Raw genomic sequence first — 21,674 nt, forward strand, 5'->3', positions numbered from 1 at the left:
CTTGGCCAGAGTTATCCTCCCCGAAGCCTATCTTCGGGGAGGATGCGCCGGGCTATTCCTTCGGCTTGAAGTCCAGCGAGGCGCTGTTGATGCAATAGCGCAGGCCATTCTCGCCCGGGCCATCCGGGAAGACGTGGCCGAGATGGCCCTCGCACTTGGCGCAGCGCACTTCGGTGCGGACCATGCCGTGCGACATGTCGCGCAGTTCCTCGACCGCGTGGGGCGAGACCGGATCAGTGTAGCTCGGCCAGCCCGAGCCCGAATTGTACTTGGTGTCAGAGCTGAACAGCGGCTCACCACAGCCGGCGCAGACATATTCGCCCGCGGCCTTGTTCTGCTCGTACTTGCCGGTGAAGGCCCGTTCGGTGCCGGCGTGGCGCAGGATCTGGTACTGCTCGGGGCTGAGCTTTTCGCGCCATTCCGCGTCGGTCAGTTTCATCTTTTCGGTCATGGGGTACTCCCTTCGGACGCGAATATGGAAACGGCGTGACCCCGGTGCAAGCGGGGATGGTCCACCGCTTGTTAAAGCCTTGCTGCTATTCTCCCGGCAGGTGGAAGCAGGGCATGGCGATGCATCAGCAATCCGGAATGCGATACGTGTTCGGCGGGATGTTCCTGTCCGGCATATCGAAAGTGATCGAGATCCGCGGCGACGTGGCGCCCGACAGCGCATCGGGCGAACGGCTGTTCTATCACTGCCTCGCGCTGCTGGTGCTGCTCGGAGCGCTCGCATGCTTCATCAAGGGCGGCCGCGTGGCCTTCCGCCGCATCTTCAAGCGCGGCGAGACCGAGACCCGGGAACTCGCGGCCGTCTTTGCTGACCGCGGACCTCCGCGAAGAGACCCACCCGAGGACGAGACCTTCGACCCGGACATTGCGCTGGCGCGCTATTTCGAGCGCAAGCAGGCAAAAGGCTTCGAGCCGGCCAGCCCGGCAACGCTACCGCGGCCCGCTCCAGGCGGCTTCGGCCGCAAGGGTCTCTGACAGGCCTAGTGCAAATGCTCGACGACGAGCACCACGCCGTCATGCCCGGCGACGCGCATCTTGGTGCCCGGTTCTGCGTCCGGACCCTTGGCCAACCATTCGCTGTCGCCCTGCTTGACCCGGCCGTTGCCGCCGTCGATCGCGTGGGTGACGACCACGGTTTCGCCCACCAGCCGTGCGCCGCGGTCGTTCATCTTGGGATCGAGCGCTTCGACCGGATTGGCCGCGAGGTAGCGTTTGCCGGTAAACACCGCGGCGATCGAGAGGACGGCGAAGATCACGACCTGCACGGGCAGGCCGATCGGCAGGAACCAGGTGAGCGCGCCGGTGATCAAAGCGGCGGCCGCCAGCCAGATCAGGAAGACGCCGGGGATCGCCATTTCCGCTGCGGCGAGCAGCAGGCCGATCGCCAGCCAATGGTAGTGATTACCAAGAGCGTCGAACCATTCCATTACTTGCTGTCCTTGAAGGCATCCCTTGCCAGTTCGCCGATGCCGCCGAGCGTACCGATGAGCTGCGTCGCCTCAACCGGGAACAGGATGGTCTTGGCATTGGGTGAAGTGGCGAACTGGCTGACCGCCTCGGTGTACTTCTGCGCAATGAAGTAGTTGAGCGCCTGGCTGCCCGAGGCGGCGATGGCGTCGGACACCATCTTGGTCGCCTTGGCTTCGGCCTCGGCCTCGCGCTCGCGCGCTTCGGCGTCGCGGAAGGCGGCTTCGCGGCGGCCTTCGGCCTGGAGGATCGCGCCCTGCTTCTCACCCTCGGCGCGCAGGATCTCGGACGCCCGCGAACCCTCTGCTTCGAGGATCTGCGCGCGCTTCTCGCGCTCGGCCTTCATCTGGCGGGCCATGGCGTTGGAGATGTCGGCCGGCGGGCGGATGTCCTTGATCTCGACGCGGGTAATCTTGACGCCCCAGGGCGCAGTCGCATGATCGACCACGACGAGTAGCTTGGCGTTGATCTCGTCACGCTTCGACAGCGTTTCGTCGAGGTCCATCGAGCCCATGACCGTGCGCAGGTTCGTGGTGGTCAGCTGCATGATCGCGACATAGAGGTTCGACACCTCGTAGGCCGCTTTGCCGGCATCGAGCACCTGGAAGAAGACCACCGCATCAACGCCGACCATGGCGTTGTCGCGCGTGATGATCTCCTGCCCGGGAATGTCGAGCACCTGCTCCATCATGTTGACCTTATGGCCGACCCGGTCGACGAAGGGGATGATGAGGTGCAGGCCCGGCTGCGCCGCGAGTGTATATTTGCCGAGCCGTTCGACCGTATAGACATAGCCCTGCCGAACGACGCGCACGCCCATCAGCAGGAACAGCACGACGACGACGACCAGCGAAATCAGAAATCCGCCCATATCCCAAGTCCCCCGAAGCTTTGACCCATCCTAGCGGTGGGCGGGCGCCGAGGAAAGCGGAACCGGAGAGAGGGTTAACCCGCTATATCTCGGCAAACTGCGGGGCCGGCGGTGCGCCGCGCAGCCGCTCGGCGTCGCGCGCCGGGGGCAGGCCGAACATCCGCGCATATTCGCGGCTGAACTGCGATGCGCTCTCGTAGCCGACGCGGTGCGCCGTGGCCTGCGCATCGGGCTGGACGATCAACATGCGGCGCGCCTCCTGCAGCCGCATCGCCTTCTGGTACTGTAGCGGGCTCATCGCGGTCGCCGCCTTGAAGTGGCGGTGGAACGAGGCGCGGCTCATGCCCGCCAGTTCGGCCAGCACGTCGATCGCCAGCGGCTTGTCGAAATGGGCCCTGATCCAGTGGATCGTCCGGTGCACGCGCGACAGGCGGCTGTCGGCGCGGGCGATCTGCTGGAGCGTGCCGGTATCGTCGCTCTGGACCAGGCGGTAGAGTATCTCGCGGCGGATCATCGGCGCGAGGACGGCGATGTCCTCCGGCTGGTCGAGCAGCTCGATCAGCCGGCGCACCGATCCCAGCAGGCCCGGGGTGATCGGATTGACCAGGAAGCCTGCGTCGCGCGCCACGGGCCGCGGCGGCACTTCGGCGAGGACCGAGGCGAGCAAGGCACGGTCGATTGTCATCGACAGGCCGATATACGGCCTGTCGGCGCTCGCCTCGCAGACGTAGCCGCTCGCCGGCAGGTCGAGCGAGGCGACGAAATAGGTCGAGGTGTCGTAGCGCATCGCCTGATCGCCGATGATCACCCGCTTCGCGCCCTGGAGGATGACGCAGAACATCGGCTCGAACATCCCGGCGACCGGGTCGGTCGGTGCCGAGACGCGGTTGAACCGGACGCCATCGAGCGCGGTATCGACCTGTCCCGCCGGACAATGCTTGTGCGCCAGTGCGATCAGGTGGCTGATGTCATCGTGCATGGCCCAGAGATGCTCACGCCCCCTTGCCCGCGCAAGCGGCTTCCGCGCCCGTCGCAAGCTTTGAGACGATCGGGCAAGGAGTGGAGCCTATCGGGCGAGGGCTTCGGCTTTCACCGCCCTATCTCCGGGTCACCACTCCCCCCTACCTATGGAGACTATCATGTTTGGAGCAACATCGACCACGGACGAAGTGCTGGCGGGCATCGACCTCAAGGGCAAGCGCTTCCTAGTGACGGGCGTATCGGCCGGCCTCGGCGTCGAGACCGCACGCGCCCTCGTCAGCCACGGCGCCGACGTGATCGGCACGGCGCGCGACCTTGCCAAGGCGGAACGCGCGACGGCGCAGGTCCGGGAAGCCGCCGCGACCAGCGGGGGCAGCCTCGAACTGGTCGAAGTCGATCTCGCCTCGCTCGCCAGCGTGCGCGCGGGCGCCGACGCGATCGTCAAGGCCGGCAAGCCACTCGACGTCATCATCGCCAACGCCGGCGTCATGGCCTGCCCCTTCGGCAAGACCGTGGACGGCTTCGAAACCCAGTTCGGCACCAACCACCTCGGCCATTTCGTGCTGGTCAACCGCATCGCCGGCCTGCTCAAGCCGGGCGGCCGGCTGGTCAACCTGTCGTCCTCCGGCCACCGTTATTCGGACGTCGACCTCGACGATCCGAACTTCGACCACACGCCCTACGAGGAATTCCTCGCCTATGGCCGCTCGAAGACCGCGAACATCCTCTTCGCGGTGGAATTCGACCGGCGCCATCGTGACCGCGGCATCCGCGCTACGGCCGTGCATCCCGGCGGCATCCAGACCGAACTGAGCCGCCACATGCCCGAAGGCGCGCTCGACGGCCTGCTGCAGACAATCAACGAGCAGAATGCCGCGGCCGGTCAGCCGCTGATGGAGTGGAAGACGATCCCGCAGGGCAGCGCGACTTCGGTCTGGGCGGCGGTCGTCGCTCCGGCGGACGAGGTCGGCGCACAGTTCTGCGAGGACTGCCATGTCGCCGAAGTGAGCACCCTGCCCGGCCTGACCGGCGGCGTGCAGCCCTATGCGCTCGATGCCGACACCGCCAAGGCGCTCTGGGCCAAGAGCGAGGAAATGGTCGCCGAGACGTTCTGAGGTGGAAAGGCCCCGGCGCAACCTGCGCCGGGGCTGCCATCCTAGAGCTTGGAATAGAGCGCCAGCAGCCGCTCCCAGGCCCGATCGGCCTGGGCCTGGTCGTAAACCGGTGAATCGGGAACGCACCAGCCGTGCTCGGCCGGATAGACCTCGATCTCGGCCGGCCGGCCGGCGGCCGTCGCGGCAGCGCGCAGCGCATCCTTGTCGCCCGGCGCGCGGGCATCGTCGCCGCGAGCGATGGCGAAGAGGTACGATGCCTGGGTCTTGTCGAGCAGCTTGACCGGGCTGTCGGGCGCATCGCCGACCAGTCCGGCGCCATGGAACGAAGCGGCAGCGCCGACGCGGCCCGGCGTGCCGAAGGCCGTGCGCACGGTGAAAGGCCCGCCCATGCAATAGCCTTGCGAACCGATCTTGCGGCGCTTGTCGACCGCGGCCTGCCCATCGAGCCAGGCGACGAAGGCCTTGCCGTCGCTCGTCACCGCATCGGCGGTCAGCTTCGCGCGCATCGGCCCGACCTTGGCCTGGCCTTCGGGCGTGCGGAATTCGGCGAAGGTGTTGAGCACGGGCGACCGCGCGTCGCGGTAATAGGGGTTCACCACCAGCACGGCATAGCCAGCCGCCGCCAACCGCCGCGCCATGACCTTCTTGGCCTCACGCAGTCCGCCGACGTCGGGCCAGAACACCACGCCCGGATGCGCGCCTTTGGCCGGGTGGGCGAAGAAGGCGTCGCACTTGCCGTCGGGCGTCGTCACTTCGACCATCCGCTCGGTCACGCCCGCAGCCGATTTCGCCTCGCCATCGCCACCGCTGCAGGCGACGATCGTGGCCGCGGCGCCGAGCGCGGCGAAATCGCGGCGGCTCAGCCCCCTGCGCGCGAGCGCTTCGTCCTCGGCAGGCTGGGTGAAGTCGTCACACATGGCTCGCGGCTCCTGTTACTCCCCGCGCGCCATGGTAACCGATCAGAGCCCCGCGTAAAGCGCCAGCAGGCGGTCCCAGGCGCGGTCGGCCTCGGCCTTGTCGTAGGACGGGGCATCGGGAACGCACCAGCCGTGGTTGGCCTTGTAGACCTCGATCTCAGCGGGCCGGCCGGCAGCGGCTGCCGCCTCGCGCAGCGCTGCAACGGCATCGGGCTCGTTCTTATCGTCATCCTGGCCGGGAAGGATCAGGTAGGAAGCCCGGGTCTTGGCCATGAGCCGGTGCGGGCTGTCGGGCGCATCGCTGACGAGGCTGCCGCCGTGGAAGCTGGCCACGGCCTTGACCCGATCGGGCACGGCAGCCGCCGTGCGGAAGGCCAGCGCCCCTCCCATGCAGTAGCCCTGGGTGCCGATGCCGCGCGCCGTATCGACCGAAGGCTGGGCATCGAGCCAGGCGGCGAAAGTCTGCGCATCGCGTTCGATGCCGCCGGGCGCGCGAACGCCCGCCATCAACGGCATGATCTTCTCGCGCGCGGCGGGATCGCCGAAATCGGAGAACTTGATGCCGAGCGGCGTATGCGCATCGCGGTAGTACTGGTTCACCACCAGCACCGCATAGCCGGAAGAAGCCAGCCGGCGGGCCATGGCCATCTTCGCGTCACGCAGCGCGATCGCGTCGGGCCAGAAGATCACGCCGGGGTGCTTGCCCTCGGTGGGATGGACGAAGAAGGCGTCGCAGGTGCCATCGGCGGTCTGGATGTCGACCATCGATTCGCTGAGGCCCGGATAGGCCTTCTCGAAATCGGCCATCGCCTGCTGCGGCTGGCCCAATCCGGCCCGACCCGTATTTTCATCGCACATCGACGCACTCTCCCGCCTTGTTCCCTGTCGCTGCGATGCTAGCCTGCGCCCGGGAGGCGAACAATGACCGATGATCCAGAACAGATCTTCAATTGGCAGCGGCTGGACGCGCGAACGACGACATCGGGCAAGCTGATCGCGGACGATGTCGCCGCGCTGGCGGACCTTGGCGTGCGCCACGTGATCAATCTCGCGCCGGACGAATCGGAGGGTGCCTTGGCAGGCGAGGCCGCTTTGATGGCGTCGCACGGCCTGCGCTACACCTATATCCCGGTGCCATACTTCGCGCCCGAGGAAGCGCATCTGGCCGCCTTCCGCGACGCGCTGGCCGCCGACGACGAGCCCGTCCATGTCCACTGCATAGCCAACTGGCGCGTCTCGGCATTCTTCTATCGGCTCAACCGCGCCAAGGGCATGCCGGAGCCGGAGGCGCGCGCGATCATGGCGCGCCAATGGGAGCCCGAAACCAACCAATACAAGGGCGCGGACATCTGGGCCGCCTTCATTGCGAACGGAGACTATTGATGGATTTCACCGGCCAGCACGTCGTCATCACCGGCGGATCGACCGGCATCGGCCGCGCCACTGCCGAGAAGATCGTCGCGGCGGGCGGCAAGGTCAGCCTGATCGCGCGGCGCGCCGACGTGCTTGAAGCTGCCGCACGCGCGATCGGTCCCGATGTCGCGCACTTCGCCGCCGACGTCGGCAACAAGGCCGATCTGCTCGCCGCGATCGACGCTGCGGTCGCGCGCCACGGCGCGATCGACGGCCTCTTCCTCAACGCCGCGGTCAACGGCGCCTTCGCGCTGACGCCAGACTACAGCGACGAGGCCTTCGAGGAGGTCATGCGGGTCAACGCCTTCTCGCTGTTCTGGGCCGTGCGCCACGTCCTCCCGGCGATGATCGCCCGCGGCAAGGGTGCGGTGCTGATCACCGGCAGCCTCGGTGGCGAGACCGGCATGGTCGGCAACATCGGCTATTGCACGAGCAAGCATGCCGCGGTTGGCATCGCCCGGACCATCGCGATGGAAGGCGCGGCGCAGGGCGTGCGCTGCAACTGGATCGCCCCGGGCTTCATCGACACCGAGATGCTCGCGAACGTCCCCGAGGCGTTCAAGCAACAGATGGCCAATCGGGTGCCGCAGAAGCGCATCGGCACTTCCGCAGAAGCCGGTGCAGTCGCGGCCTTCCTGCTGTCCGACGATGCCAGCCACGTCACCGCACAGGGGCTCGCCATCGACGGCGGGCTGCTCGGGACTCTCATGATAGAGACCTGATCGCAGCCCTCACGGCAGGTGTCATCGTGCTGAAATAGCAGCGCAATCATAGTGCCATTTTCGACTCCTACGCCTTCGCACCTGCGAAGTCATATCGCGTTGAGGGAAGAAAAATGGCTATGAATATCCAGTCGGTGTCGCAGCTTAAGCGCCTTGCCCTGCTTCTTGGCGTTGCAACCCTGCCGTTGTGCGCCGCAGCACCGGCCTTTGCCCGCGACGACGCCGCCAGCGCCGATGAAGCGACCGCCGCCGACGAGGCGCTCCCGGCCGACGATACCGGCATGGCGAGCAACACCATCGTCGTGACGGCCAAGACGGTCCGCTCCGCGACGGCGATCCCGCAGGTCGAAATCCAGAAGATCCTGCCCGGCGTCAGCCCGCTGAAGGCGATCCAGACGCTGCCCGGCGTGCTCTACATCACCTCCGACCCCTGGGGCTACAACGAGCAGAACGCGAACATCCTGATCCACGGTTTCGTCGGCAACCAGCTCGGCTACACGATGGACGGGATTCCGCTCGGCGACCAGAGCTACGGCAACTACAATGGTCTCTCGCCGCAGCGCGCGGTGATCTCCGAAAACGTCGGCCGCGTCGTCGTGGCGACGGGCGCGGGCGACCTCGCGACGCCGTCGAACAGCAACCTCGGCGGCACGGTCGAGATCTTCTCGGCCGATCCGCTCGACAGCCTCGGCATCTCGGCCGCGCAGACCTTGGGCTCCTATTCGACCTCGCGCACCTATGTCCGCGTCGACAGCGGCAAGTTCGGCCCGGGCGGCGAGAATTCGGCCTATATCTCGGGCGCGCGCCAGCATGCCCGCGCCTGGGACTTCAACGGCATCCAGGGCGGCTGGCAGGCCAATGCCAAGTTCGTCCACGAGAACGACGCGGTGAAGGCGACGCTGTTCTTCGACTACAACGACATGACCCAGCCGAACGAGGACGCCACGGTGTTTCCGTCGGTGGTCACCTCGACCACCTTCGCGCCTTATACCAAGCCGTTCTTCTACCCCGATGTCGCCGGCTACCGCAGCAGCTACCTGAACGCGCTGGGCAATTCGCCCGCGGCCGCCGGCAGCAATTACCGCAACTATTACTCGGACGCGCAGCGCACCGACTACCTTGCCTATGGCCGCCTCGAAGCCAAGCTCAGCGACCATATCAGATGGACGAACACGGCCTATTACCACCACAACGACGGCGCCGGCGTTGTCGCGGGTCCGCTCGGCCAGTCGATCACCACCGCGCAGCCCTATCTCGACCCCGCCTATGCCAGCCTGCCGGCCAATTGCCGCTTCACCGCCAATGCCAACGGCGTGCGTCCCACCGCAGCCGGTAACCCGTGCACCGCACTGACCGACGCCCAGGCCGCAGCAGCCGGCGCGGCGCTGGTCAAGGCGACCGGCGGCTCGGGCCTGATCACCCGCACTACCGAATACCGCATCGACCGCTGGGGCGTGATCTCGGCGCTCAACCTAGATCTCGGTCGTCACCAGGTCCAGCTCGGCGGCTGGTTCGAGCACAACAGCACCACCCAGTGGCGCCGCTGGTACGCGGTCGACGTCAACAACCCGGCAACCAGCACGCCCTACATCCGTCCGCTCGACGTCCAGCAGCCGCTGTTCACCCAGTACCAGGGCGACGCCAAGATCGAGGAACTGCAGCTTCACCTGCAGGACCGCTGGCAGGCGACCGACCAGCTGACGATCGAGGCCGGCTTCAAGACCAGCGCGCAGTGGGCCGACGGCCGCTTCCCGATCCAGCCGCGCGCGGGCTCGCTCGGCGGCACCACCGCGCTGCCGCAGGGCAAGATCAATACCAACGAATGGTTCCTGCCCGCCTTCGGCGCCAGCTACGACTTCAACGGGCATGAGCAGGTCTATTTCAACGTCCAGAAGAACCTGCGCCAGTTCTCGGCCTATCTCGCCGGCGGCGGCGGCCCCTGGTTCACCGGCAGCCAGGCGGCCTTCGATGCCTTCGCCACGCAGGGCAAGCCCGAGACGAGCTGGACCTACGAGGCGGGTTTGCGCACCAACCGCAGCTTCGGCGGCGGCGTGGGGCTGCAGGCGCAGGTCAACTACTATCACGTCGACTTCAGCAACCGCCTGCTCGCGATCTCGACCAACCCGGGCGGCATCGCCGGCAGCGGCATCACCGGCGGCACGTCGATCCTGGTGAACGTCGGCAACGTGAAGACCGACGGCATCGACGCGGCCTTCACGCTGCGCCTGGGCAGCCTGTTCTCGCTCTACAACGCGCTCTCGTACAACCTGTCCAAATACAAGAGCGATTATCTGTCGAGCGCGATCGGCATCGGCGCCGCGACGGGCACCTGCATCGGCGGCACGGCGACAGTGGGCGGCGTCGTGCCGACCTGCGGCAAGCTGATCCCCGGTGAGCCCAAGTGGATGAACAAGACCGTCGCCACTGTGTCGGTCGGTCCGTTCGAGGTGCAGGGGATCGGCGACTATGTCGGCCGCCGCCCCGCGACCTTCACCAACGATGCCTTCCTGCCGTCCTACTTCCTCGGCTCGGTGCGCGTCGCCGCCAGCCTGCCCGCGGGCATCACCCCGCTCACCAAGGCTGAACTGTCGCTCAACGTCACCAACGTATTCGACAAGAAGGGCTGGTCCAGCCTGTCGGGCGCGGTGGCCACGGGCTATTCGGTCTATCCGATCGCGCCGCGCCAGTGGTTCGTCACGCTCTCGGCCGGGCTTTGACCGATGGCCGGCGCGCTGGCACCATCGGCAACGATGAAGCTCTCGCGTAGAACGATGCTGGTAGCCGGGGCGGGCCTTGTGCTCGCCCCGGCGCTGGGCATAGGGCGGGCCATGCCGCCACGCCCTGTCAGACCGGTCGTGCTCGGCCACCGCGGCGCGCCGGCGCACCGGCCCGAGCATACGCTCGCCTCCTATGCTAAGGCGATCGCCGACGGCGCCGATTTCGTCGAACCCGATCTCGTCGCGACCAAGGACGGCGTGCTCGTCGCGCGGCACGAGAACAACATCGCCGAAACCACCGACGTCGCTGCGCACGCCGAGTTCGCCAGCCGCAAGACGACCAAGACGATCGACGGCCAGTCCGTGACCGGCTGGTTCACCGAGGACTTCACGCTGGCCGAGCTCAAGACCCTGCGCGCCAAGGAGCGGCTCGGCGCGCTGCGGCCCGAGAGCCAGGGCTACGACGGCCAGTTCCAGATCGTCACTTTCGAGGAGATCGCCGATTTCGTCGCGGCCGAGGCGGCGGCGCGCTGGCGCACTATCGGGCTGATCCCCGAGATCAAGCATAGCACCTATTTCGCGGGCATCGGCCTGCCGCTCGAGCCGCGCTTCCTCGCGGTGATGCGCGCCGGCGCCTATCTGAAGCGCGCGCCGGTGATCGTGCAGTCGTTCGAGACAGGCAATCTCAAGGCGCTGCGGCCCGAGATCGCCGATCTCGCCAATGTCCAGCTCATGCAACTCGTCGATCCGTCGCAGCCCGCGCTGGTCAGCCCGGCCGGCCTCGCCGAGATCGCCGCCTATGCCGACTGGGTGGCGCCGCCGACGCGCGAGATCATTCCGCTCGGCCCCGACCAGCGCCTGGCCGCGCCGACGACGATCGTCGCCGACGCGCACAAGGCCGGGCTGCTCGTCGGCACCTGGACCTTCCGCCCGGAGAACAGCTTCCTCGCCGCCGACTTCCGCGACGCTGCCGGCCCGGCCGCGCGTAATCCCGCGGGCAGCGTCGCCGAGATCCGCCGCTATCTCGCGCTCGGGCTCGACGGGTTCTTTACCGATGATCCCGCGCTGGGCCGCGAGGCGGTCGATGCTATGACGAGGGCCTAACCGGAGAACACATATGGCCCGCTCGATTCGCCCGCAACGCGTCAACCACATGAACGCGGTGGTGCAGGACTTCGAGGCCAGCGTGGCCCACGTCGAGCAGGCCTATGGCGCCGAATTCATGGTCGACATGCCGCAGAAGGAATTCCACGCCTGCCTGTTCGAGATGGGCCGCGTGATCTTCGAACTGTTCGTGCCCTGGGACTATCTCGTCACCGCGCGCCTCGGTCCGCACTTCGTCGGCCTCGAATGGCAGGCCGACATGGACGATGTCCGGGCCGCGCTGGCCGACCACGGCGTGCGAACGGTGCGCGACATCGGCCTCGCGCTGCACACCCACCCCGACGACTGTTTCGGCATCGCGCACGAATTCTACGCGGGCGAATTCGTCAGCCGCGACTGGCCGCTGCTCGGCGGCGGCAAGATCAAGTCGGCCGAATACTGGGCGAGCGAGCATCCGCTCGGCCTGACCGGGCTCAGGGGCTATACCCAGGTGGTCGAGGATATCGCCGGCGCGAGCGCCTTCTACCAGTCCTTCCTTTCCGCCGAACCGCTGTTCGAGGAAAACCGCCCGGCAATCGCCGGCCGCGCGGTGGCGCTCAAGGTGGCGGACGCCGTCGTCGAACTGCTGATGCCGACCGGCCCCGGCTGGCTGGCGCAGCGGCTGCGCCGTCAGGGCCAGGGCATCCTCTCGACCGTGTTCGGCGTCGCCGACATGGCCAAGGCGCGCAACTATTTCGTCGCCAAGGGCGTGCCGACCGAAGCTGGAACCGCGCCGGCTTATGCCGCCGTGCCGCCCGAGGCGAACCAGGGGATCATGTTCGAATTCGCGGAGTAGTCCGCCGGGGGCGGGAAGGTCGGAGTAGCGGAAGCCCGGGCTTGGGGCTGCTCGCGCCTGCTACGCGAAGGCAGTACTGGTGATCTGGACATGCCAGTTCGTCGGGACATTGTGCCAGGCATTGGCATCATTGCTGACGAAGCCACCATTCGCCTGACCGAGCCATTCGGTGAATGCGCCTTTGTCGTCACGCCAGATCACGTCGTCGCGGCCATCGCCGTTGAAGTCGCCGGTGCCGGCGACCTTCCAGTTGGTCGGAACATTGTTCCAGGCATTGGCATCGTTGCTGGCGAAGCCGCCATTGGCCTGACCGAGCCATTCGGTGAAAATGCCGCTGTCGTTGCGCCAGATGATGTCGTCCCGCCCGTCGCCGTTGAAGTCGCCGGTGCCGACGATATGCCAACTGGTCGGAACATTGTTCCAGGCATTCGCATCGTTGCTGACGAAGCCGCCGCTCTTCTGACCGAGCCATTCGGTGAAAGCCCCGCTGTCGTTGCGCCAGATCACATCGTCGCGCCCGTCGCCGTTGAAATCGCCAGTGCCGGCAACCTTCCAGCTGGTCGGCACATCGTTCCAGGCATTCGCATCGTTACTGACGAAACCGCCGTTGGCCTGGCCGAGCCATTCGGTGAATGCGCCGCTGTCGTTGCGCCAGATCACGTCGTCGCGCCCGTCGCCGTTGAAATCGCCAGTGCCCACGACATGCCAGCTGGTCGGGGGACTGTTCCAGGCATTCGCATCGTTGCTGACGAAGCCGCCGCTCGCCGTGCCCAGCCAGTCGGTAATCGCTCCCGAATCGTTCTGCCAAATCAGGTCGGCACGGCCGTCGCCATTGAAGTCGCCTGTGCCGACGACGTGCCAACTGGTCGGAACATTGTGCCAGGCATTGCCATCGTTGCTGACGAAGCCGCCGCTCGCCGTGCCCAACCAGTTCGTGAAGGACCCATCTGCATTGCGCCAGACAACGTCGCTACGCCCGTCGCCGTTGAAATCGCTCGAAGGCGCATCATGGGCCAACGCCAGCGTGGCGCCCCCGTTGCTCACGGCTGCCGGGGTACCGGTCGAGCCGGTCTGGGAATCGTCGTGGGAAGCCGGAACAGCGTGCGACGCGTACCACTCAGACAAGACGGAGGCGCCATTGTCGGTCGGAGCACTCACCAGGGTGTTCCCCGAGGGAACCGAACTGCCGTCGGAAGTGGTCTTGTATCCTGTGGCCGCGTTGCCGCTCAGAGTCACAGTCGACCCTTCCACCCTCAAGAACGCCAGCATGTCGGAGAAGCCGAGCACGGTATTGTCCGATACCGCGCCGCTCGTCGCGCCGGTCAGCATGATGGCGTTCCACATCGTGCCGATCAGGAGGTTGTCGGTGATCGACACACGTTGAAACGTGGTTCCTGCCTCGTCGGTGACGAAGATGCCCTGGGCTACACCACCGTCCCCTCGCGTAACGACGTTTCCTGAGATCGCGATGTCGGTGGTCGGCCCGGTCTGGCCCGACGTGAATATCTGGATCGCGTCGGGATGATCTCCAGACTGCGGATGAAAGTCCGTAAAGAAGTTGTTCGAAATGGTGAGATTGGAGGTGTTGGCGCTTTGAATGCCATCAGATTGCAAATCGTGGAACGACCCTCCCGATATGATCACTCCATTGCTGTTGTACGCAAAAAGGCCCGTTTCCAACTGGGAAAATTCGCTGTCGGTTACGCTGACCGAGCTGCTGTCCCGTATATATAGGCCGAACATCTTCGCGTAGCCCGAGTCAAGCGCGGGGCCGCTGACATGGACGTGATCGAAAGAAATGTTCGACGAGCCGAGGACGCCGAAATTGTAGATATTGTTGTCTGCCTGCCCGACCAGATCGAGATCGGTAAAAGCCAGATTGCTGCTGTTCTTTACGTTCAATCCGGTCAAAACTGCGGGCTTCTCGGGATCGGTCGAGGTGAGCGTCACAGTCGAGGAGAAATTCAGGCCCTCCAGCCACAGGCCGGCGTAGGTGCCGCTCGCAAGGCTGATCACATCACCGGCCTTAGCCGCCAATGATGCCGCGGACAACTCCGCATTCGTCGAAACATAAAGGATGCTCATGCAAAAGCCCCGCTGCGTCGGGGTTTTTATCGGATTAAATCATTAATCCCGGGTTTCAGCAGAAAGTGAATCGGGGTGAAAGATCTTAACTAGTTGAGGCAGGGGCAATGCTCGGCAGCGAGCTGCGGTCTGAGCTTTCAAGAGCCCTCAGCCTGCCTATGGCCGCAAAGTCGGCGCCACCAGATGAACAAGGCAGGTGACAGCGGTGACGCATGTGCCACCCTAGTACCGGCTAAACAGGACTTTCCCCGTCAATCCCCCCGCGAAGTTGAGTTCCAGCTTCACGTTGTTCGGATCGGTCACGAAGATCTGCCGGATATCGCCGAACTTGCGGTCGTTCACCGCGTGCTCCACCCCCATCTGCTCGCAGCGCTGCAGCGTTCCGGCGAAGTCCTCGCAGGTCAGCGCGACGTGGTCGATCGAGCCGGTGGCCGAGCCGCGGTCGAGATCGGCGTGGCGCTCGGCGTGAAGGGCCATGACATGGATGATCGCCTGGCCGGTGTCATCGAGCAGCCAGGCGCCCTTGAAGCCCATCGCCGCGCCCGGCGTCTCGCCGCGCTGGAAGCCGAGCAAGTCGCCATAAAACTTGGCGGTCTCGTCGAGGTCGTTGGCAATGATGTTGACGTGGTTGACGCCTTTGACGGCCATTTTTCTTCTCCCAGCGGCGGGTCAGCTCCTGAACACCACCGTCTTGCTGCCGTTGAGCAGCACCCGGTCCTCCAGATGCAACCGCATGGCTTCTGCCAGCACCCGCCGCTCGATATCCCGGCCCTTGCGGACGAGGTCCTCGGGAGAGTCGGCGTGGGTGATCGCTTCCACATCCTGATGGATGATCGGGCCTTCGTCCAGATCGGCCGTGACGTAATGTGCGGTCGCCCCGATCATCTTCACCCCGCGCGCATGGGCCTGGTGATAGGGCTTGGCGCCCTTGAAGCCGGGCAGGAACGAGTGGTGGATGTTGATGCAGCGGCCCGAGAGCCAGGCCGCCATCTCGTCCGAGAGGATCTGCATGTAACGCGCCAGCACGATCAGTTCGGCGCCGGTTTCCTTGACCAGCGCGCGGATCGCGGCTTCCTGCTCGGGCTTAGTGTCTTTTGTCACCGGCAGGTAGTGGAACGAAATGTCGCCGATCGCCGCCTGATCGAGCACTTCGCGCGGGTGGTTGCAGACGATGCCGACTACATCCATCGGCATCTCGCCGATGCGGCGGCGATAGAGCAGGTCGGCCAGGCAGTGGTCGAACTTGGACACGAGCAGCAGCACCTTGCGCGGCTTGTCGCGGCTCCGGAGGTTCCAGGTCATGCCGTATTCGGCGGCAATCCCGGTGAAGCCCGCGCGGATCGCCTCGGGATCGGCAGGGCCGGGATCGAAAGCGACGCGCAAGAAGAAGTCGCCGTCCTCGGTGTCGCCGAACTGTTGCGCCTCGAGCACGTTTCCGCCCTTGTCGAACAGGTAGGAGGTCACGCGCGCGGTGATGCCGGCGCGATCACGGCAGGAAAGCGTCAAGATCTGGACGTCGGTCATGGCGCTTCGCACTTGCCCCTGTTCATGCCGGCGCAGAGCTATCGCGCTTCCGCAGCCATGCAAGCCCGTGAAATTTCGCGGTCCCTCCCCGGGACGTTGCTAGGCTGCTTTCCGCCGGGCCAGTGCCTGCTCGCATTCGGCGAGCAGCGTCGCAATGATGGCGGTCACGGGCTCTTCCTTGGTCACCATGCCCACCGATTGCCCGGCCATGATCGAGCCGCGCTCGACGTCGCCATCGATCACCGCACGGCGCAACGCGCCAGCCCAGAAATGCTCGATCTGGAGCTGCGCCTCGCCCATGTCGACCTTGCCCTCGTCGAGCAGCCGGGCGACCTCTATCTGCTTGGCGGTGAATTCCTCGCTACCCTTGTTCTTGAGCGCGCGGACCGGGATCACCGGCAGGCGCGGATCGACCTGGACCGAGGCGACGGCATCGCGCGCCGAAGCGCGGAAGAAGGCCTTCTTGAAGTCGGGGTGGGCAATGCTTTCGCTGGCACAGGCGAAGCGCGTGCCCAGCTGCGCGCCGCAGGCGCCCATCTCGAGGTAGCCGGCCATTGCCTCGCCCCGCGCGATGCCGCCGGCGACGAAGACGAGGTTGTCCGCGGCGAGCTCGGGCAGGATCTCCTGCGCCAGCACCGAGGTGGAGACCGGGCCGATGTGGCCGCCGGCTTCCATGCCCTCGATCACCAGCGCGTCGGCGCCCGAGCGCAGCAGCTTCTTGCCCAGCGCCACGGTCGGCGCGAAGCAGAGCACCTTGGCGCCCGATGTCTTGATCGCCTCGACCGAGCCCTTGGGCGGGATGCCGCCGGCGAGCACGACATGGCCGACCTTATGTCGTGCGCAGACCTCGATCAGGTCGAACAGCTGCGGGTGCATCGTGATCAGGTTGACGCCGAACGGCTTGGCGGTGAGCGTTTGTGTCCCCGCAATCTCCTTGTCGAGCAGCTCGGGCGTCATCGCGCCGCAGGCGATCACGCCGAAGCCGCCGGCATTGCTGATCGCCGCGACGAGGTTGCGCTCGGACACCCACGACATGGCGCCGCAGAGGATCGCATAGTCGCTGCCGAGGAACTCGGCGCCACGCCGCATCAGATTTTGGGTCAGGGAAAAGTCTGTCATCGGGCAGCCGCTTAGGCGCTGCAAGGTCTGGCGGCAAGACTCGAGAGGCGCGAAGTGCGGTGCCGCAATCGGTATCTCCACTGATAGTAACGAAGTTTGATCGTTTCTATCACTCAATCGCATTCGCTAATCTCCGGTCCATCAGTTCGAAGCACAGAGGAGAGATGGAATGGACGCGAAGACATCTGGAAGCTCCGGCGGCTGCCCGTTCACCGGCGGTGACCCGCTCAGCGATCATGCCAAGGAACCGCGTGCGCTGCGTGCCCTGCTCGGCCGCACCAATCGCGACTGGTGGCCCAACCACCTCTCGGTCGACATCCTCCACCAGCAGGGCAAGACCGGTAACCCGATGGGCGACGACTTCGTTTATGCGAAGGAGTTCAAGACGCTCGACCTCGCCGCGGTCAAGGCGGACCTCACCGCGCTGATGACCGACAGCCAGCCCTGGTGGCCGGCGGACTATGGCCACTATGGCCCCTTCTTCATCCGCATGGCCTGGCACTCTGCGGGCACCTATCGCACCGGCGACGGCCGCGGCGGCGCGGGCGCTGGGCAGCAGCGCTTCGCCCCGCTCAACTCCTGGCCCGACAACGCCAACCTCGACAAGGCGCGCCGGCTGCTCTGGCCGGTCAAGCAAAAGTACGGCCGCAAGCTGAGCTGGGCCGACCTGATGATCCTGGCTGGCAACGTCGCGATCGAATCGATGGGCGGCCCGGTGTTCGGCTTCGGCGGCGGCCGCGCCGACGTCTGGGAGCCCGAAAAGGACGTCTACTGGGGCACCGAGGAGGAATGGGTCGGCCATACCGACAGCCAGACGCGCATCCAGCCCGAGCGCGAAATGGTTCTCGAAAGCCCGCTCGCGGCGATCCAGATGGGCCTGATCTACGTCAATCCCGAAGGCCGCGGCGGCAACATGATCGCCCAGGAATCGGCCGACGACATCCGCGAGACTTTCGCGCGGATGGGCATGGACGACATCGAGACCGCGGCGCTGACCGCGGGCGGCCATACCTTCGGCAAGGCCCACGGCGCGGGTGACGCGGCCAAGGTCGGGGCCGAGCCCGAAGGCGCGGACATCGCCCAGCAGGGCCTCGGCTGGCAGAGCGGCCACGAGAGCGGCGTCGGCGCACATGCGATCACCAGCGGCATCGAAGGCGCCTGGACACCTACGCCGACGAAGTGGGACATGACCTTCTTCGACATGCTGCTCGACCACGAATACGAGGTGGTGACGAGCCCCGCGGGCGCGCACCAGTGGCAGCCGGTAGGCAATCCTGCGGATACTCTGGCCCCGGCTGCGCACGATGCCGCCGCCAGGGTGCCGACGATGATGACCACCGCCGACATGGCGATGAAGGTCGACCCGAAATACCGCGCGATCATGGAGCAGTTCCGCGCCGATCCCGCGCACTTCGCCGATGCCTTCGCCCGCGCCTGGTTCAAGCTGACCCACCGCGACATGGGACCCAAGGCGCGCTACCTCGGCCCCGACGTGCCCGCCGAAGACCTGATCTGGCAGGATCCGCTACCCAAGGCCGACTATGCCCAGATCGGTGACGGCGACGTGGCCGTGCTCAAGGACCGGATCGCGGCTTCGGACCTGTCGGTCGCGGACGTGGTCAGGACCGCCTGGGCCTCGGCCTCAACCTATCGCGGGTCGGACCACCGCGGCGGCGCCAACGGCGGCCGCATCCGCCTCGCCCCGCAGAAGGACTGGGCGGTTAACGAGCCAGCCGAACTGGCGCGGGTGATCGCGGTCTACCAGGGCATCAAGGCCGACTTCGACGCTACTGCCGGCGGCAAGAAGGTGTCGATCGCCGACCTCATCGTGCTCGGCGGCTCCGTCGGCATCGAGCAGGCGGCGCAGGACGCCGGCCACGCCATCGAAGTGCCCTTCACCCCGGGCCGCGTCGATGCGCGTCCAGACCAGACCGACGTCGAAGGGTTCGCCGTGCTCGAGCCCAAGGCCGACGGTTTCCGCAACTACCTGCAAGTCCGCTACAACGTGCCGACCGAAGAACTGCTGGTCGACCGCGCGCAGCTGCTTGGCCTGACGGCGCCCGAGATGACCGTGCTCGTCGGCGGCCTGCGCGTGCTCGGCGCAAACTACGGCGGCGCGGCACACGGCGCGTTGACGGCGCGCGCCGGGCAGCTGACCAACGACTTCTTCGTCAACCTGCTCGACATGGGCACGGCGTGGAAGCAGGTCGACGACAGCGGCGACGAGCTGTTCACCGGCACCGATCGCCATACCGGCGAGGAAAAGTGGACCGCAACGCGTACCGACCTGGTGTTCGGCTCGAATTCGCAGCTGCGCGCACTATCTGAAGTCTATGCCTCGGCCGATGCAGGTGCGAAGTTCGCCGCCGACTTCGTCACGGCCTGGACCAAAGTGATGAACGCGGATCGTTTCGACCTGGCCGCCTAGCACCTTCGGCCGGGTCAGAGCCCCGCCTCCGGCCAGCGTCGGAGGCGGGGTTTTCGTTTCAGGCAGTCGCCATCACTGGACCTATCGTGCGCGGCGCGCCATCGAGCGCGAAATAGCGCTCGGGCCGGCCGAGCTGCAGCCGCGCCCGCGCGGCGTCGATCGGTTCGGCCAGCAGCTTCTCATAGTCCTCGCCGAGCAGCCACGTCGCCTGCCGACCCAACTGGTAGCCTTCCCAGATCGCCCGCGCAGCAGCGAGACCTTGCGGAGAACGCAGGCCGGTCAACGCTGAGCCGACGGCAATCAGCGCCCAGCCCAGGCCCTTGGTCTGCGCATAGGAGAAGGCGACGAGGCAAGCCTCGCCCAGCGGATCGTCGGCGCGGTAGCCGGTGAGGACGTGCCAGATGTCGTGCACGTCGCGCGTCCGCCGGCCGAACCACGACACAGGATGCTGCGCCTCTTGGGGATCGTCGGTGCGGCTGACCGCGGCGAGGCCCTGCGCCGAATAGCCGGTGCGCCGCAGGAATGCCGCATAAGCCGCGCCGACGCTGCCCTCGGGAAAACGCGCCACCCACGCGGGGTCGGACAGGCGCTCGGCCAGTTCGACGTGCTCATAGGCGATGCGCCCGCCTTCGGCGGTACCGAGCAGGCGCTCGTAGCCGCGCTTCGCCGTGCCCGCATTGAGCGCGCGCATGATGCGGAAGACCTGCGCGGTGTCGCCCGGATGCGCCATCAGCTGCTTCACCGCCTTGAGAGCGCCCGCCCAGTCGCGGCGGGAGGAAAGCTCGATTGCTCTTGCCTGGTCGGTCATCGTTCGACTCACTATCTGATAATCTATATTTTCAAATTGTCAGATTGAGTCGGTTATGTCAAGACGGGGCATGAGCAAAACCAAGGAACGGCTCTACGGCGGCCAGAGCCAGGAAGCCCGCGTTGCCGAACGCCGCGAAAAGCTGATGCAGGCGGCAGCCAAGCTCTATGGCGCGGCGGGCACCACGGGGGTTTCGGTCACGGCGATCTGCGCCGAGGCAGGCCTGACCCCGCGCTATTTCTACGAAAGCTTCGTCAGCCGCGAGGCGCTGCTGCTCGCGGTGTTCCGCCAGGTCTGCGATCATCTGATCTTCGACGTGACCGAAGCGATCGACCGCAAGGCTCCGACGGACAGCGCGCTGGCCGCCTTCTTCCGCCTGCTGTCAGAGCATCCCGATCTCGCGCGGGTATTCCTCGTCGAGACCGACCACCACGATCCCGAAATGCTCAAGGTCGGCCGCGGCATGCTCGACCAGCTAGCGGCGCTGATCGCGCCCGACGTGGCCGATCCCCTCGCCCGCGTCGGCGCGATGGGCGCGGTGCTGCGCATGGCGCGGTTCTGGATCGAGGGCGACTATGCCGAGCCAGTCGCCCACATGGCCGCCTTGGCGCGGCGGTTCGTCGACGCAGCGGCCTAAGAGAGTTCAGCTAGCCCAGCTCATCCTGCGGGACCGCCACGGAATCTAGGTCGTGTAAAGCGTGACGAGAAAGATCGCGAACCGGTAGCCGGGCACCAGCGCCGCGACTATCGCCGCCAGGGCGAATGCCGCGGCGGCGCGAACCGCCGGCCGCGCGTCGTGCACCGCGCCCAACATCAAGAAGAGATAAACGGCGCATGCCGCGAAGGCGATCAGCGAAAGCCCGATGTCGATCGCCGGGGACGCCAGGCCCTCCCCGCCCGCCAGCAGGTCGATCTCGACTACCGCCAGTTCAGCGCAGAACACGAGCAGGACGAAGACGTAGAGGTGCAGCGAGAACACCAGATGCACGCCGATCGGCCTGTGCCGGACGTAGAACATCGCGGCGGCGAATGGCGTGAAGGCCAGGGCCATCAGGATGATGAGCGACTTGGCGTTCAGCATCGCCGCCCGGTCGAACAGCGGCGCGAAAGCGGCGAGCGTCGTGTGCCGTGCCTGCAGGCGGTCCGCAACGAGCCGCCCGGCCAGTACGCTCCAGTCCTGACCATGCAGATGCGAGGCCAGCGGTGAGGAGAAGATGCTGGTGTGAGTCAGCGACTGCATGCCGAAGAATAGCGCGTTGGCGATCAGGAAGAGCGGCAGTGGCCCGAGATAGGCGCGCCGCTCGCCGCGCACATGCGCCACGGTGAGCGCGCCCGGTTTCAGCAATAGCAGCCGGAAACTGCGGAGCAGCCGCCCATCGATGCTGCTCAAACCATTGAACAACTGGGTAGCGAGATCGCGCGCCGTAAGATCGAGCGGCCGCAGCGGCTCCTCGCCGCATTGCGAACAATAAGGCGTCGTGCGTTGCCGCTCGCAGCTCGGGCAGATCCAGCGTTTCGTCCTGACAGAAGGCTCGGCCATGCTGCGCCCCCTATCGGCA

General features: G+C 66.3%; 21 protein-coding genes. 9 read left to right on the forward strand and 12 right to left on the reverse strand.

Translation table 11 applies throughout. From position 1 onward, the window contains the following. Positions 1 to 52: 52 nt before the first annotated feature. The gene (msrB, locus tag KRR38_RS17570) at positions 53 to 451 is read right to left on the reverse strand and encodes a peptide-methionine (R)-S-oxide reductase MsrB (protein ID WP_217404001.1); all 399 of its coding nucleotides are present in this window, start codon (positions 449 to 451) and stop codon (positions 53 to 55) included. Positions 452 to 564: 113 nt separating this feature from the next. Between msrB and KRR38_RS17575 the strand changes: the two genes are divergently transcribed. After that, a complete protein-coding gene (locus KRR38_RS17575) occupies positions 565 to 984 on the forward strand; it encodes a hypothetical protein (protein WP_217404003.1) in 420 nt (139 codons plus the stop codon). A gap of 5 nt (positions 985 to 989) precedes the next feature. Here KRR38_RS17575 and KRR38_RS17580 read toward each other — a convergent pair whose 3' ends face one another. The 3 genes from KRR38_RS17580 to KRR38_RS17590 all read right to left on the reverse strand — a co-directional run bounded on the left by KRR38_RS17580 (position 990) and on the right by KRR38_RS17590 (position 3,326). Continuing rightward, positions 990 to 1,436, reverse strand: a complete 447-nt coding sequence (locus KRR38_RS17580) for an NfeD family protein (RefSeq protein WP_217404005.1) — start codon at positions 1,434 to 1,436, stop codon at positions 990 to 992. Then, positions 1,436 to 2,347, reverse strand: coding sequence for an SPFH domain-containing protein (locus KRR38_RS17585; protein ID WP_217404008.1), 912 nt, complete (start codon positions 2,345 to 2,347; stop codon positions 1,436 to 1,438). Before KRR38_RS17585 ends, KRR38_RS17580 begins: the two co-directional genes overlap by 1 nt. Positions 2,348 to 2,429: 82 nt before the next feature. Further along, the gene (locus KRR38_RS17590) at positions 2,430 to 3,326 is read right to left on the reverse strand and encodes an AraC family transcriptional regulator (protein WP_217404010.1); all 897 of its coding nucleotides are present in this window, start codon (positions 3,324 to 3,326) and stop codon (positions 2,430 to 2,432) included. Between the two features lie 160 nt (positions 3,327 to 3,486). Between KRR38_RS17590 and KRR38_RS17595 the strand changes: the two genes are divergently transcribed. After that, on the forward strand, positions 3,487 to 4,443 hold the full coding sequence (locus KRR38_RS17595) for an SDR family NAD(P)-dependent oxidoreductase (protein WP_254514856.1): 957 nt from the start codon (positions 3,487 to 3,489) through the stop codon (positions 4,441 to 4,443). 41 nt (positions 4,444 to 4,484) lie between these two features. Here the strand turns inward: KRR38_RS17595 and KRR38_RS17600 are convergent, their stop codons facing one another. Beyond that, the gene (locus KRR38_RS17600; RefSeq protein ID WP_217404014.1) at positions 4,485 to 5,360 is read right to left on the reverse strand and encodes a dienelactone hydrolase family protein; all 876 of its coding nucleotides are present in this window, start codon (positions 5,358 to 5,360) and stop codon (positions 4,485 to 4,487) included. Positions 5,361 to 5,402: 42 nt separating this feature from the next. After that, positions 5,403 to 6,218 (reverse strand): dienelactone hydrolase family protein, encoded by an 816-nt coding sequence (locus KRR38_RS17605; RefSeq protein WP_217404016.1) that lies wholly within the window; start codon positions 6,216 to 6,218, stop codon positions 5,403 to 5,405. Between the two features lie 63 nt (positions 6,219 to 6,281). Here KRR38_RS17605 and KRR38_RS17610 point away from each other — a divergent pair, with 63 nt between their 5' ends. The 5 genes from KRR38_RS17610 to KRR38_RS17630 all read left to right on the forward strand — a co-directional run bounded on the left by KRR38_RS17610 (position 6,282) and on the right by KRR38_RS17630 (position 12,151). Next, a complete protein-coding gene (locus KRR38_RS17610) occupies positions 6,282 to 6,743 on the forward strand; it encodes a protein tyrosine phosphatase family protein (protein WP_217404018.1) in 462 nt (153 codons plus the stop codon). Then, positions 6,743 to 7,495 carry an SDR family NAD(P)-dependent oxidoreductase gene (locus KRR38_RS17615; protein WP_217404020.1) on the forward strand — a complete coding sequence of 251 codons (753 nt, stop codon included), beginning with the start codon at positions 6,743 to 6,745 and terminating at the stop codon, positions 7,493 to 7,495. Before KRR38_RS17610 ends, KRR38_RS17615 begins: the two co-directional genes overlap by 1 nt. A gap of 119 nt (positions 7,496 to 7,614) precedes the next feature. Beyond that, on the forward strand, positions 7,615 to 10,212 hold the full coding sequence (locus KRR38_RS17620) for a TonB-dependent receptor plug domain-containing protein (protein ID WP_217407313.1): 2,598 nt from the start codon (positions 7,615 to 7,617) through the stop codon (positions 10,210 to 10,212). Positions 10,213 to 10,215: 3 nt separating this feature from the next. Further along, positions 10,216 to 11,316, forward strand: coding sequence for a glycerophosphodiester phosphodiesterase (locus KRR38_RS17625; RefSeq protein ID WP_254514858.1), 1,101 nt, complete (start codon positions 10,216 to 10,218; stop codon positions 11,314 to 11,316). Between the two features lie 13 nt (positions 11,317 to 11,329). Beyond that, entirely contained in the window at positions 11,330 to 12,151 is an 822-nt protein-coding gene (locus KRR38_RS17630; protein WP_217404022.1) for a hypothetical protein, read from the forward strand. A 60-nt stretch (positions 12,152 to 12,211) separates the two neighbouring features. On the opposite strand, the gene KRR38_RS17635 is transcribed toward KRR38_RS17630, so the two are convergent. From KRR38_RS17635 to KRR38_RS17650, 4 genes are all read right to left on the reverse strand, one after another. Continuing rightward, on the reverse strand, positions 12,212 to 14,236 hold the full coding sequence (locus KRR38_RS17635) for an FG-GAP-like repeat-containing protein (protein ID WP_217404024.1): 2,025 nt from the start codon (positions 14,234 to 14,236) through the stop codon (positions 12,212 to 12,214). A gap of 222 nt (positions 14,237 to 14,458) precedes the next feature. Then, on the reverse strand, positions 14,459 to 14,884 hold the full coding sequence (locus tag KRR38_RS17640; protein ID WP_217404026.1) for a VOC family protein: 426 nt from the start codon (positions 14,882 to 14,884) through the stop codon (positions 14,459 to 14,461). A 21-nt stretch (positions 14,885 to 14,905) separates the two neighbouring features. After that, a complete protein-coding gene (gene purU / locus KRR38_RS17645) occupies positions 14,906 to 15,760 on the reverse strand; it encodes a formyltetrahydrofolate deformylase (protein WP_217404028.1) in 855 nt (284 codons plus the stop codon). Positions 15,761 to 15,859: 99 nt separating this feature from the next. Then, a complete protein-coding gene (locus KRR38_RS17650) occupies positions 15,860 to 16,879 on the reverse strand; it encodes a nitronate monooxygenase family protein (protein WP_217404030.1) in 1,020 nt (339 codons plus the stop codon). Between the two features lie 169 nt (positions 16,880 to 17,048). On the opposite strand from KRR38_RS17650, the gene katG reads away from it, so the two are divergent. Then, positions 17,049 to 19,307 carry a catalase/peroxidase HPI gene (gene katG / locus KRR38_RS17655; RefSeq protein WP_217404032.1) on the forward strand — a complete coding sequence of 753 codons (2,259 nt, stop codon included), beginning with the start codon at positions 17,049 to 17,051 and terminating at the stop codon, positions 19,305 to 19,307. A 58-nt stretch (positions 19,308 to 19,365) separates the two neighbouring features. Here katG and KRR38_RS17660 read toward each other — a convergent pair whose 3' ends face one another. Further along, positions 19,366 to 20,115, reverse strand: coding sequence for a ubiquinone biosynthesis protein COQ4 (locus KRR38_RS17660; protein WP_217404034.1), 750 nt, complete (start codon positions 20,113 to 20,115; stop codon positions 19,366 to 19,368). A 70-nt stretch (positions 20,116 to 20,185) separates the two neighbouring features. On the opposite strand from KRR38_RS17660, the gene KRR38_RS17665 reads away from it, so the two are divergent. Next, positions 20,186 to 20,752, forward strand: coding sequence for a TetR/AcrR family transcriptional regulator (locus KRR38_RS17665; RefSeq protein ID WP_217404037.1), 567 nt, complete (start codon positions 20,186 to 20,188; stop codon positions 20,750 to 20,752). A 45-nt stretch (positions 20,753 to 20,797) separates the two neighbouring features. Here KRR38_RS17665 and KRR38_RS17670 read toward each other — a convergent pair whose 3' ends face one another. Then, positions 20,798 to 21,655: a DUF3667 domain-containing protein gene (locus KRR38_RS17670; RefSeq protein ID WP_217404039.1), complete on the reverse strand. Its 858-nt coding sequence runs from the start codon at positions 21,653 to 21,655 to the stop codon at positions 20,798 to 20,800. Positions 21,656 to 21,674: the final 19 nt, after the last annotated feature.

The sequence above is a fragment of the Novosphingobium sp. G106 genome (genome assembly GCF_019075875.1).
Lineage (GTDB): Bacteria > Pseudomonadota > Alphaproteobacteria > Sphingomonadales > Sphingomonadaceae > Novosphingobium.